Below are 13,830 nucleotides of genomic sequence, written 5' to 3'. Positions count from 1 at the left end.
AGGTACCTTCGTCCCATGGGAATGAAGATCATCCTTACTGGTGCCACCGGTTATGTGGGTGAAGGGGTGCTGCTCGAATGCCTCGGGAACTCCGTCGTGGAGGAAGTGCTCGTGGTTGGACGCCGGAGCTGCGGTCGCAGCCATGCGAAGTTGACCGAGCTGCTGGTGCCCGATTTCCTCAAGTTGGAATCGGTGAAGGACCGGTTCATCGGCTACGATGGCTGCTTCTTCTGCGCGGGCATCAGTTCGGTGGGCATGAACGAGGCGGACTACACGCGCGCCACCTACGATACCACCATGGCCTTCGCGAAGGCCGTGCGCGCGGGTTCACCCCAGGCCACCTTCATCTACGTTTCCGGCAGCGGCACGGACAGCACGGAGAAAGGACGCCTGATGTGGGCGCGGGTGAAGGGACGCACCGAGAACGAACTTTCGCGGCTCGGGTTCCGGCAGCAGTTCAACTTCCGTCCGGGCATCATGACGTTGAGCCCCGGCATGAAGAACCCGAAGTGGTGGATGCGCGCACTAGTACCGGTCTTCGGTCTGGTGATGCCCTGGGTGACCTGCAGCATGAAGCAGGTGGGCTTGGCCATGATCCACGCCGTCGAGAAGGGCTATCCGAAGAACGTGGTGGAGGTGAAGGACATCAAGGCGCTGGCGAAGGGCTAGCCTATTCCTTCACCCACGTCGCACTCGCCACTGCTCCCTGTTCATCGCGCACGGTGATGCGGTACAGCCCGGCGGGCAGCGCTTCCGTGGCAATCACCGGCCGGGCATCGGAGGTGCGCTGTTGCAGGACCATGTGGCCTGTAGCATCGAAGATGGTGAGGGTGTGCGGGCCGGGTGGGAGGTCAAGGGTGAAGTGGGTGGTGCCGGGGTTGGGGAACATCCCGAGGTGATCCTCCGATGAAAGCTCGTTCACGCTTAGCGTGAAGCCGCAGTCCGTAATACCCGGTACCACAAAGTCGATACTCTGATCGCTGTAGCACATGAGCCCGCTCCAAGGCTGGTCGGTGAGAAACCACGACCATCCGTTCAAATAGTTGAAGTGGAAGCCGATGCGCTCCCGCAGCGTGTCAGGAGGCATCCAATCCCAGTCACCGCGTTGCACGATGAGTTGTCGCAACGGCGTACCCCCGATCACGACGGTGGAGGTATCGAGGACGGTGATCCGGTTGTAGGGGTCGTTGTCCAAGCCAGGGCTTGCCCAGTACTGAGCGGGCGCGGCGCTGAACCACATCAAGGTATCGAAGGCATTGCTCCCGTCCCAGACATACACGATGCCATCGGCGGATCTGGTCAGTATGGGGGCCGAGTACGTGGATGATGCGTAGTTGGTCGAGCCCCACGGAGCGGTCACATCCGTCTCTCGCAGCTTCTGGGCAGTGAAACCACCGACCAGCGTGTCTCCTTCGTAGACCACACGGGTCACGCCTTGTCCGCCTCCGAAGGCTTGGTCCAAGTAACGGAAGGTCCACCTGGCCCCCGGCGGGCACCAGCTCTGTGCGGCGGCAAGCACGGGCAGTAGGGCCAGGGAGAAGAGTGCAGCGCGCATGATGAGCGAATGTAGGCAGGAGACGGGGTGGTTGGATGGAATGCTGCCTGTGCAGTCCCATCAGCCATTAGTCCGCTTTCACCCACATCGCGCCCGTCACCATGCCGCATTCATCGCTCACACTGATGCGGTAAAGCCCTGCGGGCAGCACTTCCGTGCCGACCACCGGCCGGGTGTCGGTGGTGCGTTGCTGCAGCACTAGGCGGCCCGTGGCATCGAAGAGGGTGATGGTGTGCGGGCCGGCTGGGAGGTCTAGGGTGAATTGGGTGTTGCCGGGGTTGGGGAAGAGGCGGATCCCCGAACTGCTTTGCTCCTCGATACCAACAACACCGAAGCACCCTTCGGTCCACGCGGGGTTCGTCCAACTGATCTCATCGTCGCTATAAGAGATCAGGCCCGAGATGATCTCGGGTGGGCCCACGCACGGTGGCCAAATGTTGATCTCCCACTCCCAGCCGAACCGTTCGGTGATGCGGCTGTACACGGTGTCCTCCGTACCGGCCTGCATGATGTCGAGGTAGTGCAGCGAGACACCCGAGACGAGGACGGATCCGGTATCGACAACCTCGATCCACTCGTAGGGCGGGCACAGGCCCACGAAGTTCGGAGGGAGCCATTTGTCCCCTGGTACCGCGCCGAAATTGTACAAGGTGTCCCAGTCCATGAGGTCCGGCACCCACCACCATGCGATATCGTCCTGCCATCGCGTAGTGATGTAGTAATGAGGGGGCTCATACACCACGGCCCCAAGGTCCACGTAGTAGAAGTTCGATGCTGTGAAGATGTTCTGACCGATAACCCCACCTAGCAACGTGGCGCCGACGTACAAGTGCTCATAGCATCCCTCGCCCCAAGAGGCTTGCGTGGCGTAATTCCAAGTCGCACCGGGTGCGCACCAGTTCTGCGCAGAAAGAGTGGCAGGCAGGAAACCGGAGAGGAGGGCGTTGCGTACTTGCATATGACTAACCTACGCCTACTCCCGTGGCCTTCTACTGATGATTTGAGGAACGGTGTTCCACCGGTACCTTCGCGGCAAGCCGCGATCAGTCCTCCGGCGTTCACGCATGTCCACCTTCGTCCAAGCCCCGCCCTACGTCCCGAAACACAAGATCCGTGTCGTCACTGCCGCCTCGTTGTTCGATGGCCACGATGCCGCCATCAACATCATGCGGCGGATCATCCAGAGCACCGGCGCCGAGGTGATCCACCCCGGCTCAAGGCCGGGGCAGGCTCTGGGGCACGACCGCGGCGTGGAGGATGTAGTTAACATTGCGCTATAGAGTTATTCGGCCTTTCTCTTGCATGGCGAATCTGCCAGCATTCTCAATCATCCAACGGATGTATGTGTTGGAATAGTGAGGGGCCTTCCAGTCTCCGTACCCACCGGGCAACTCTATGGTGTCGTCTTTGGGAACTCTATTCCCATGCTTCCGGACGATAGCTCGTTGTTGAACTTGTTGGATGGATACGATGGTTGGAATGCGTTCAAGAGCAGACTTCAGCCCGGCTCGAACGAGTGAGCGATGGATAGTTGCTGGAAGGATCAGCCAATGAGGTGTTAGGTGCTCCAAGTCTGCCTGAACGTAGGCGATCTGGTCCTTGAATTTCTTCCAGTCCCTTGCGTAGTCCAGGTTAACCTTCTGTTTGTGCTTCGATGGGTCGATGCTGAACTTGCCTGGATTAGCGACCGCTACTTGTTCAAGAAAAAACTTCGATGAATGCTTTAAGAGCGCTTCATCGCTCGGGTGGTAGGACAGAATATGGCGAGCCACCTTGAGCAGCGCACCATTGTTGATGGGCTCGATATGCACGTTCTGGTCTTGATTCGCCCGTGGCTTCAGTCCATATGAGCGTACCATTTGCTGCCTCACATCTTGCGTACGAAGTCCTTCTAGATGCCCAGTGTCACTGGCGAGATTCTCCGCACTGGCATAGATCAATGCCTTTATAGGAGATTCAAGGAAGCGCTCACCGATGTATGGAATCGCTGGTGCGACACCTTGGAAAGCCCAATCTGGTGCACCGCTACGGCAATACTCAGATTCATAGCTGAATCTGAGTGCTTCGATCAAGGCGCTGCGATCATCCATTCCCATGTACTCGGCCGTTGTTTCGGGCTTCCATACGCCACGTGTTCAACGCTGGCATCTGGCCGCCAATTCAGTTGGTCTTTCAGCTTCGATTGGCTCCACTGATCAACGACGATCGCTTCTCCGTGACGCGTGCGCTCGTCGTAGAGGGTGTTGAGGATGGCGCGCTCAGCGGTCCACCAGCGGCGGTGGATGCGGTAGTCACCACCCATGAAGTGTGCGGGCATGGTGCTGCATTCAGCCAGCGCGATGCGCTTAGCCTCATCCTCATCGGTCGCGTGGACGATCACGACCATGCGCTCTTGATCGACGACCGTGCTCTCTTCCGCTTGGACATGCTGGAGCACCTCCACGGCGTAGGGCAGGCGACCAGCATCATCGGGCACAGGTAGCTCTTGAGCATCGCGGTCGGAAAGCATGCGCAGCTCAGGCAGGTGCCATATCGCACGGATATCCTCTACGCTGAGCGCGCCCGTGAAAGCGAATGGCCGGGCAGGATGCACTTCAAGCTTGGCCCGGATTCCTGGGGTGGCGCGCTCTAGCCCTTGAAGGCAGGCCTCGATCCTGTCCTCGAATAGTTGCTTCCGCTGTCGCCATGATAGCGCTATCGAACTGGTATCAAGACCTATCTCCACTTCGAGCCAAGCGGAATAGGTCCTGGCTTGCGGTTCAACGACCGGCGATCTCAAAGCGCTGCTGGTTTCCACACTTGGGGCATTTGAATGATGTCGTGAGCTTGTTGGCACCCGTGGGTGCTCCAATAGCGATGACCGTACTAGGGGAATGGCCGCACTTATCGCACTTCTGCCGGTACTTTATACGGCTGCCGTTTTCTACGATGACCGCGCCGCTGATCGCTATTGCCATGTTTCTTGTCATTGGTAGTGTGGCTAATGTACCGAAGCGCTTTGTAGTCCGGGGATCCGCGTGACGGATCGCAGCGGCACCCCGCACCCGGGGGCCCAGAGCGCAGCGGAGCGGATTCGAGGGGGGCGAGGGGGAGGAGTACAGCGAAGAGCCGGACCCTGAGCCCCGGAGTGGCATCCGGGGGAAGGGGCACGCCCAAACGTTTACCGATCGAACTTGGACCGGTACCTTCGCGGCAAGCCGCGTACCTCACTTGCGGCCTCCGTACATGTCAACGTTCGTGCAAGCTCCTCCCTACCAGCCCAAGAACAAGATCCGCGTGGTCACCGCCGCCTCGTTGTTCGACGGCCACGATGCCGCCATCAACATCATGCGGCGGATCATCCAGAGCACCGGCGCCGAGGTGATCCACCTGGGGCACGACCGCAGCGTGGAGGACGTGGTGAACACCGCGATCCAGGAGGATGCCCACGCCATTGCCATGACCAGCTACCAGGGCGGGCACGTGGAGTACTTCAAGTACATGTTCGACCTGCTGAAGGAGAAGGGCGCGGGGCACATCAAGATCTTCGGCGGTGGCGGCGGGACGATCCTGCCCAGCGAGATCGAGGAGCTGCACGCGTACGGCATCACGCGCCTGTACCATCCGGATGACGGTCGCGCGATGGGCCTGCAGGGCATGATCAACGACATGCTGGAGAAGGCCGACTTCGACCTGAGCGATAAGGTGAACGGCGAGGCGAAGAAGCTGACGCCGCAGAACTGGCCGGCCATCGCCAAGTTGATCAGCACGGCCGAGAACCATCCCGAGGTGTTCGCCAAGATCGCCGACGAGATCCACAAGCAGGCCGAGGCGAACAAGGCTCCCGTGCTGGGCATCACGGGTACGGGCGGCGCGGGTAAATCGTCCATGGTGGACGAGCTCATCCGCCGCTTCATCCTGGACCAGTCCGGGTCAAGCCCGGACCAAGGCAAGACCATCGGCGTGATCAGCGTGGACCCGAGCAAGCGCAAGACCGGCGGCGCGCTGCTGGGCGACCGCATCCGCATGAACAGCATCCGCGGCGAGCGTGTATACATGCGCAGCCTCGCCACGCGCCAGAGCAACCTGGCCCTCAGCAAGCACGTGAAGGAGGCCGTGAGCGTGCTGAAGGCCGCGGGCTTCGACCTGATCATCCTGGAGACGAGCGGCATCGGCCAGAGCGATACCGAGATCCTGGACCACAGCGATGTGAGCCTCTACATCATGACGCCGGAGTTCGGCGCGGCCACGCAGCTGGAGAAGATCGACATGCTCGACTTCGCCGACGTGGTGGCCATCAACAAGTTCGACAAGCGCGGCGCCCTCGATGCCCTGCGCGACGTGAAGAAGCAGTATAAGCGCAACCACCAGCTGTGGGACGCCGACGATGACACGCTCCCCGTGGTGGGCACCATCGCCAGCCAGTTCAACGATCCCGGCACCAACACGCTCTACGCCCGCTTGATGACCAAGATCGCCGAGAAGACCGGCGTGGACTTCAAGAGCACCTTCCACGGGATGGACGAGATGAGCGAGAAGGTGTGGATCATTCCCCCCGCCAAGAGCCGCTACCTCAGCGAGATCAGCGAGAACAACCGGAGGTATGATGATCGGGTGACGAAACAGGCACGTATTGCGGACCAACTCTATGGTCTGTACTCATCGATCCTCACGCTCGGCGGGCCTGACGTCCTTCACGGAGTGGTGAGTGACGAGTCGCGAGTGGCGAGTGCTGCCTCCGACGGCACACTCGCCACTCGCCACTCACCACTCGTTACTGAGCTGGTGAAGAAGTTCGAGGACATCCGCAAAGACCTCGACCCCCACCTCTGGTCCATGCTCCAGAACTGGAAGAAGGAGGAGGAGAAATACTCCGGTGAATTCTACACCTACTCCGTCCGCGGCAAGGAGATCAAGGTGCCCAACCACACCGAGAGCCTCAGTCACCTGAAGATCCCGAAGGTGGCGCTGCCCAAGTTCCGCAGCTGGGGCGACAAGGTGCGCTGGGCCATGCAGGAGAACACCCCGGGGTCGTACCCCTACACCGCGGGCATCTATCCCTTCAAGCGCCAGGGCGAGGACCCCGCGCGCATGTTCGCCGGCGAGGGCGGTCCGGAGCGCACCAACAAGCGCTTCCACTACGTGAGCCAGGGCATGCCCGCCAAGCGCCTCAGCACCGCGTTCGACAGCGTGACGCTCTACGGCCACGATCCCGGTCGCAGGCCCGACATCTACGGCAAGGTGGGCAACAGCGGTGTGAGCATCTGCTGCCTGGACGATGCCAAGAAGCTCTACAGCGGCTTCGACCTCACCGCGCCCAACACCAGCGTGAGCATGACCATCAACGGTCCCGCGCCCATGCTCCTCGGCTTCTTCATGAACGCCGCGATCGACCAGAACTGTGAGAAGTACATCCGTGAGCACGGGTTGGAGGCCGAGGTGGAGAAGAAGATCAAGGAGCGCTGGGAGAAGTTGGAGAAGGCGAATGGCGAATGGTCAATGGCGAATGGAGGGAAGGGCTCTTCCCATTCACCAACTCCCATTCACCATTCACCTCGACCGCGCTACCACGGAGAAATACCTGCGGGCAATGATGGCCTAGGATTGTTGTTGCTCGGCATCACCGGCGACCAAGTCCTCCCGAAAGACGTCTACGAGAAGATCAAGGCGGAGACCCTGCAGAGCGTCCGCGGCACCGTGCAGGCCGACATCCTCAAAGAGGACCAGGCGCAGAACACCTGCATCTTCAGCACCGAGTTCGCGCTGCGTTTGATGGGCGACGTTCAGCAGTACTTCATCGACCAAAAGGTCCGCAACTTCTACAGCGTCAGCATCAGCGGCTACCACATCGCGGAGGCCGGCGCCAACCCCATTTCGCAGCTCGCGTTCACGCTGGCCAACGGCTTCACCTACGTGGAGTACTACCTCAGCCGGGGCATGGACATCAACGCCTTCGCGCCCAACCTGAGCTTCTTCTTCAGCAACGGGATGGACCCCGAGTACGCCGTGATGGGCCGCGTGGCGCGTCGCCTCTGGGCCAAGGCGCTCAAGCACCGCTACGGCGCCGACGAGCGCAGCCAGATGCTCAAGTACCACATCCAGACCAGCGGCCGCAGCCTGCACGCGCAGGAGATCGACTTCAACGACATCCGCACCACGTTGCAGGCGCTGTACGCCATCTACGACAACTGCAACAGCCTGCACACCAACGCCTACGACGAGGCCATCACCACGCCCACCGAGGAAAGCGTGCGCCGCGCCATGGCCATCCAGCTCATCATCAACCGCGAGCTCGGCCTGGCCAAGAACGAGAACCCGTTGCAGGGCAGCTTCATCATCGAAGAATTGACGGATCTCGTCGAGGAAGCGGTGTTGACGGAGTTCGATCGGATCACGGAACGTGGTGGGGTCTTGGGTGCGATGGAAACGATGTACCAGCGCAGCCGCATCCAGGAGGAAAGCTTGTACTACGAGACCTTGAAGCACACGGGTGAGTATCCCATCATCGGGGTGAATACCTTCCTGTCGAGCAAAGGATCACCGACGATCTTGCCGAAAGAGGTCATCAGAGCTACGGAAGAGGAGAAAGAAGCCCAGATAGCGACCGTCGAGAATCTCCGAACTGCTTATGCGGATGAGGCGGCCAAAGCCATCAAAGACCTCCAGCAAGCTGCGATCAAGAATGAGAACATGTTCGAAGTGTTGATGGAAGCCACCAAGTACTGTAGTCTCGGTCAACTCACTGCGGCCATGTTCGAAGTCGGCGGACAGTACAGAAGGAATATGTGATGAGTTACGGTATCGGACCACAATACAGCGGGGATGACGGACTCGATAAGTCCGAATTCCTGAAGAAGGCGCGCCTTCATCAATCAAGATTCCGTGCAGAGCGGTTGAAATTGCCACACGGATGGAGTAAGACGAAGAACTACGGCAACTTCCTAACGCCATGCGACGCGGATGCAGGATGCAACTTCTATCCCGAGTTAGGCATCTTGGAAGCCGCTAGGAAGCGTTATCCGATAACGAGCGAGAAGGTCTATGGGAACATGCTTCGGAGCGAGCACATTCCGTTGAACATGCTCTGGCCCCTGAACTTGGACGATAAGTATCGCCTGCAGGTTTTCTCAGACTTGCTTGGAGAACCCTTGAGCACTGTCGATCCGATTCGCATCGAGTTTGCGCCGTCGCCACGTTCAGAGTATTTGAATGATGGTACATCTTTCGATGCATATACCGAAAGCACTGATAAGGAAGGTCGGCGGGGGCTTATCGGGATTGAGGTGAAGTACACCGAACGCGCCTACAAATTGAAGCATGGCTCCACGGAAGAGCGAACTGTGAATGACCGAGCCTCTATTTACTTCAAGGTCATGGCTGCCTGTGGGATATTCAAGCCGGGATGCGAAACACAGGTGATCACAGACGATTACCGGCAGATCTGGCGGAACCACCTACTCGCGGAGAGCATTCTGCTCAAGCATCCTGAGCGATTTGCCCACGCTACCTCGCTCACCTTGTTCCCGAAAGGCAATAAGCACATGGACGACGCTTGCACAGGCTACAAGTCCTTCCTAGCCGCACCGGACGGCAGGTTCATGACGCTTACTTATGAACGATTTCTTGATATCTGCCAGGAGCATTCGCCATCACCCGATTTCGATAAGTGGCTAACGTATTTGCAAGAGCGGTACATCGTAGTGTGATCAAAGCAAGGGAACGCGCGAGGGCAGCTTCATCATCGAGGAGCTCACCGACCTGGTGGAAGAGGCCGTGCTCAGCGAGTTCGACCGCATCACCGAGCGCGGCGGCGTGCTGGGCGCCATGGAGACCATGTACCAGCGCTCAAGGATCCAGGAAGAGAGCTTGTACTACGAGACCCTGAAGCACACGGGTGAGTATCCGATCATTGGGGTGAACACGTTCTTGTCGAGCAAAGGATCGCCGACCGTTCTCCCGAAGGAAGTGATCCGTGCTACGGAAGAGGAGAAGGAAGCGCAGATCCGCACCGTGGAGAACGTGCAGAAGGCTTATGAGGCTGAAGGGAAAGCCGCACTCGGAAGCTTCAAGAGGCTGCGATCAAGAACGAGAACATGTTTGCGGTCTTGATGGAAGCGACCAAGTATTGCAGCCTGGGTCAGTTAACTGCTGCAATGTTTGAGGTGGGGGGGCAGTATCGGCGGAATATGTGACCCGCGAAGGGCACGATACTCCATTCACTCTCGGACACGGTGATCGCACTATCGATCACACGGCAAAGGTGTCATTGAGTATCGCTGCTAGGTCGTCTGGTAACGCCAGCGGCTTCAGCGCCGGCACATTCGCTCCGCCCGTATTCCCGATCGGCACCGTGCCCGCGAAGCTCTTCACCCCACCGAAGACCAGACGCGGCAACTGTCCGATGATCTCGCGCATGTTCTTGGTACGGAACCCGAACTTCAGCATGCGCCAATGCACCGCGTTGTGCTCCAAGGGCCAACGCTGGCCGAGAATATGGGCCCGCTCGAGATGGTGCCATTCGAGTTGCAGATCGCCGAGCGTGCGAGCCTCTTCGCTCTTGCGCAACTCTGCTCCGTAGTATGGCCGCACCTGCGTCGGCATGGCCCAATGAAGCTTCATTGCTTCACCGGCAACTTGCCGCAGCCTTCATTCTGGCAGCATTGGGGCAACTTGGCAAATGCTGAGGCATTACCCGGTGTACCATCAGCGGAGTACCCCAGCTTGGTGAGTGCTGCACGCAATTTGTCCGCGTCGGTCTTGCGCGGATCGTAGGTCACGCTCACGGCAGCGGTGCTGAGGTCCACATCCACCTTCTTCACGCCCTTGGTATAGACGAGTTCGGTCTCGATGGTCTTCTCGCACATATCGCAGATGCCAGTGCTCTGGATGGCGATGGTGGCGGTCTTCTTGCCTTTGGCGGGCGGGGAAACTGCACCGGTTTGTGCAGATAGGCCCAGTGTGCAAAAGGCAAAGAGCAGGGTGGTCAGCTGTTTCATGTTCGTAGCCACGCAAGTTATGTTCCAGAACCCTCACCGCATCCTGCTCGCGTTCAGGATCGCCAACAGCGCCACGCCCACATCCGCGAACACGGCTTCCCAAAGCGTGGCCAAACCTCCCGCGCCAAGCACCAGCACGATGGCCTTCACTCCAAAGGCGAGCACGATATTCTGCGTGACCACCCGCTTGGTGGCCTTGCCGATGCGGATGGCCTCGGCGATGCTGCTGGGCTTGTCGTTCTGGAGGACCACGTCGGCGGTCTCGATCGCCACATCGCTGCCCAAGCCCCCCATGGCGATCCCCACATCGCTGAGGGCCAACACGGGTGCGTCGTTGATGCCGTCGCCCACGAAGGCGACCACGGCGGTGGGGTCCTTCTTCGCTTCTTGCAATTTGGTCACCTTGTCCTCGGGTAGCAGATCGCCGAAGGCTTTGGTTATGCCAAGTGCAGCAGCCACGCGGTGGGTTATGGCCGTCTTGTCGCCGCTGAGTATCACGATATCCCGGATGCCTTGGGCCCTCAGCAGGCCGATCGTCTCCTTCGCATCGGCCTTGATCCTGTCGGCCACGGTGAGGTAACCCGCGTATGCACCGCCGATGGCGCAGACTACGATGGTGTCTTCCACAGCATCCACTTCTGCTGGATAGGCCACGTTGAACTTCTTCAGCAAGCGCGTGTTGCCCACGAGCACCTCCTTGCCTTCCACGATGCCACGCATGCCATGCGCACTGATCTCTTCCACGTTCGTCGCATCGCCCACCACATCGCCCTGCGGATGTTTCAGTACCGCCTGCGCAATGGGGTGCGTGCTGTGCGTCTCCATCGCTTTGATCACACCCAGCAAACGGTCTTCGGTGATGTCCGTAGCTGGCTTCACCTCCTGCACGGCGAACACGCCTTCGGTGAGCGTGCCGGTCTTGTCCATCACGATGGTGTTCACCTTGGTGAGCACGTCCAGATAATTGCCGCCCTTGAGCAAGATGCCTTTTCGGCTGGCCGCGCCGATGCCACCAAAATAACCCAGCGGAATACTGATGACCAGCGCGCAAGGGCACGAGATCACCAGGAAGATGAGCGCGCGATAAAGCCATGTATTGAAAACGTAAGGTTCCACGATGAGCATGGGCACCAGCACGATGCCCACGGCCAGCGCCACCACGATGGGCGTGTAGATGCGCGCGAAGCGGCGGATGAAGAGCTCCGTAGGCGACTTGCTTTTCGCCGCGTTCTGCACAAGGTCGAGGATGCGTGCGAGGCTGCTTTCGCCGAAGGGCTTGGTCACTTCCATATCCACCACCTTGTCCGTGGCGATCATGCCCGCGAGCACCGGTGCTTCCTTCACGATGGTACGCGGCACGCTTTCACCGGTAAGGGCCGCAGTATCGAAGGAGGCCTGGTCGCTGAGGAGCTTACCGTCCAACGGCACGCGATCGCCCACGCGGATGCGGAGGATGTCACCGACCTTCACCTCAGCAGCGGGCGTTTCCACCGGGATGCCGTCGCGCAGCACGTTCGCGGTATCCGGACGTACATCCAGCAAGGCCTGGATATTGCGCTTGGCCCGATCAACGGCGGCGTTCTGGAACAGTTCACCCACGGCATAGAACAGCATCACCGCCACGCCCTCGGGGTACTCGCCGATGTAGAACGCGCCGATGGTGGCCAAACTCATCAGGAAGAACTCGCTGAAGACCGCGCCCTTCGCGATGGTACGTACCGCATTCACCAGCACCGGCCAGCCTACCGGCAGGTACGCGGCCAAGTACCAGGCGAAACGCCACCATGCCTGTTGCCAGAGCTGCGGTGCCAGCTGGTCGATGGCGATGCCGCTGAGGAGCAGGATGAACGAAACAATAGCAGGCAGGTAGGTCCGCCAGGTGGAACGAGCAGCGAGGGAATGATGGGTGCTCATGATCTTAATGCTCGTGTCCTTCACTCGTGTTCATCATCGCGATCAGGTAGTAGGCGCCACCGGTCACCACTTCGGCGTCCGGGTCCACCGGTTGCAGGAAGGTTACTGCTGTGTACGCGCCATCGGTCGTTCCACGCTTCACTTCGATGCGTTGGAAGCTCATGCTGCCGGTTGCGGCCTCGTGCGCATGTTCATCGCTATGGTCATGTTCGTGCACCTCACCTTGTGCATGGGTTGCCTTGTTCTCCTTCGCGTGATCGTGTGCTTCCCCTTCGGTGTGTTTGTGCGCCGGTTCCTCCTTGTGCGCGGGCTCTTCATCATGCCCGTGCCCATGCTCCTCTTCACCTTCGGTCCTGATGAACACGTAGTCCTTGCCTTCCATGTTCACGATGGCCTCGGTGAGCACGGCGGTGGTGGTGGCGTTGCCTACGCTGATGCGCCCGGTAACGCCCATGCCGTCGATCAGGCCCACTTTGTCGCCGGTGATCTCCGCGTGCACCGGGATCGTCTTCGTCTCGCGTTCGAAGGCACTGCCGATGGCGAAGACCACGGCCGTGTAGTTCTTGCCCGGCAGGTTGGTGAGGCTGAGGTCGATGGTCTGGCCCACCTTCACGGAGGCGATGTCCTGTTCGTAGAGGAAGAGGTCCACGTGGAGCTTGCTGTTGTTCACCACGCGGAACATTGTGGCATCGTTGCTCACCTTGCTTCCCACGTTCACCGCGATGTGCGCCACGGTGCCATCGATGGGGCTTACGATGCCCGCGGCTGAGCGCAGTGCATTGGCAGTGAGCTTCTCGGGGTCGATGTTGATCAGGCGCAACTGCTCGGCATGGGCGTTCACGCTGGCCCGCAAGGAGGCGTGTTCCGCCGTGACCTGTTGCAGGGTCTTCTGCGCGCTCACGTTGGCGCGGGCCAGTTCGGTCTGGCGTTCCAATTCCGTTTCGGCGTACACCAGTCGTGCTTTCGCATCGAGGTAGTCGCGTTGCAGTTGGATGATCGAAGGGTCGGTGACCGTAGCGAGCACCTGCCCCTTGTTCACATGGTCGCCTTCCTGCACCAGCACTTCGCGCACGGTGCCTCCCATGGCCACGGTGATGTCGGCGACGTTCTGCGGCGGCACTTTCAAAAAGCCGACGGCCTTGAGGGCGGTGGTGAGGTCCTTCATCTCCACCTTGCCAAGCTTGCCCTCGATGGCGGCGAATTGTTGCGGCGAAACGGTGACGGTGCTCCCACCGCCGTGGCCCTCCTCTTCGCCGTGGCCATGGCCTTCTTCTTCGCCGGAGGCCGCGCCACCGCCACAGGCGGCCAGTGCGATGGTGAGCAGGAGCAGAAAGAGCGTATTCGGCATGCGCTGAAGAGCGCTGTTGATCGGTTGCGTTTTCATGT

At 59.9% G+C, this 13,830-nt stretch carries 12 protein-coding genes and 1 pseudogene; 5 read left to right on the top strand and 8 right to left on the bottom strand.

Going from position 1 to position 13,830, the window contains the following annotated elements:
* Positions 1–21 precede the first annotated feature (21 nt).
* Positions 22–669 carry an NAD-dependent epimerase/dehydratase family protein gene (locus QY325_08010; protein WKZ67859.1) on the top strand — a complete coding sequence of 216 codons (648 nt, stop codon included), beginning with the start codon at positions 22–24 and terminating at the stop codon, positions 667–669.
* Between the two features lies 1 nt (position 670).
* Here QY325_08010 and QY325_08005 read toward each other — a convergent pair whose 3' ends face one another.
* Positions 671–1,555 carry a T9SS type A sorting domain-containing protein gene (locus QY325_08005; protein ID WKZ67858.1) on the bottom strand — a complete coding sequence of 295 codons (885 nt, stop codon included), beginning with the start codon at positions 1,553–1,555 and terminating at the stop codon, positions 671–673.
* A 67-nt stretch (positions 1,556–1,622) separates the two neighbouring features.
* Entirely contained in the window at positions 1,623–2,513 is an 891-nt protein-coding gene (locus QY325_08000; protein ID WKZ67857.1) for a T9SS type A sorting domain-containing protein, read from the bottom strand.
* A 106-nt stretch (positions 2,514–2,619) separates the two neighbouring features.
* Here QY325_08000 and QY325_07995 point away from each other — a divergent pair, with 106 nt between their 5' ends.
* Entirely contained in the window at positions 2,620–2,835 is a 216-nt protein-coding gene (locus tag QY325_07995) for a hypothetical protein (protein ID WKZ67856.1), read from the top strand.
* Here the strand turns inward: QY325_07995 and QY325_07990 are convergent.
* Complete coding sequence (locus QY325_07990; GenBank protein ID WKZ67855.1) at positions 2,830–3,645, bottom strand: hypothetical protein; 816 nt, start codon at positions 3,643–3,645, stop codon at positions 2,830–2,832. The genes QY325_07995 and QY325_07990 overlap by 6 nt on opposite strands.
* Entirely contained in the window at positions 3,624–4,352 is a 729-nt protein-coding gene (locus QY325_07985; GenBank protein WKZ67854.1) for a hypothetical protein, read from the bottom strand. The genes QY325_07990 and QY325_07985 overlap by 22 nt, the downstream gene beginning before the upstream one ends.
* A gap of 440 nt (positions 4,353–4,792) precedes the next feature.
* Here QY325_07985 and QY325_07980 point away from each other — a divergent pair, with 440 nt between their 5' ends.
* From QY325_07980 to QY325_07970, 3 genes and pseudogenes are all read left to right on the top strand, one after another.
* Positions 4,793–8,323: a methylmalonyl-CoA mutase family protein gene (locus QY325_07980; GenBank protein WKZ67853.1), complete on the top strand. Its 3,531-nt coding sequence runs from the start codon at positions 4,793–4,795 to the stop codon at positions 8,321–8,323.
* Positions 8,323–9,240, top strand: coding sequence for a hypothetical protein (locus tag QY325_07975; GenBank protein WKZ67852.1), 918 nt, complete (start codon positions 8,323–8,325; stop codon positions 9,238–9,240). The genes QY325_07980 and QY325_07975 overlap by 1 nt, the downstream gene beginning before the upstream one ends.
* A 19-nt stretch (positions 9,241–9,259) precedes the next feature.
* Positions 9,260–9,726, top strand: a pseudogene (locus tag QY325_07970) (methylmalonyl-CoA mutase family protein).
* A gap of 55 nt (positions 9,727–9,781) precedes the next feature.
* Here QY325_07970 and QY325_07965 read toward each other — a convergent pair.
* The 4 genes from QY325_07965 to QY325_07950 are packed head-to-tail and all read right to left on the bottom strand — an operon-like array spanning position 9,782 to position 13,828.
* Positions 9,782–10,135: a DUF3703 domain-containing protein gene (locus tag QY325_07965; GenBank protein ID WKZ67851.1), complete on the bottom strand. Its 354-nt coding sequence runs from the start codon at positions 10,133–10,135 to the stop codon at positions 9,782–9,784.
* A 14-nt stretch (positions 10,136–10,149) separates the two neighbouring features.
* Positions 10,150–10,530 (bottom strand): heavy-metal-associated domain-containing protein, encoded by a 381-nt coding sequence (locus QY325_07960; protein ID WKZ67850.1) that lies wholly within the window; start codon positions 10,528–10,530, stop codon positions 10,150–10,152.
* Between the two features lie 33 nt (positions 10,531–10,563).
* Positions 10,564–12,444, bottom strand: coding sequence for a heavy metal translocating P-type ATPase (locus QY325_07955; protein WKZ67849.1), 1,881 nt, complete (start codon positions 12,442–12,444; stop codon positions 10,564–10,566).
* A gap of 4 nt (positions 12,445–12,448) precedes the next feature.
* Entirely contained in the window at positions 12,449–13,828 is a 1,380-nt protein-coding gene (locus QY325_07950; GenBank protein ID WKZ67848.1) for an efflux RND transporter periplasmic adaptor subunit, read from the bottom strand.
* Positions 13,829–13,830 lie beyond the last annotated feature (2 nt).

The organism is Flavobacteriales bacterium (assembly GCA_030584065.1).
Lineage (GTDB): Bacteria > Bacteroidota > Bacteroidia > Flavobacteriales_F > PHOS-HE28 > PHOS-HE28.
This window is presented reverse-complemented; position numbering and strand designations above follow the sequence as displayed.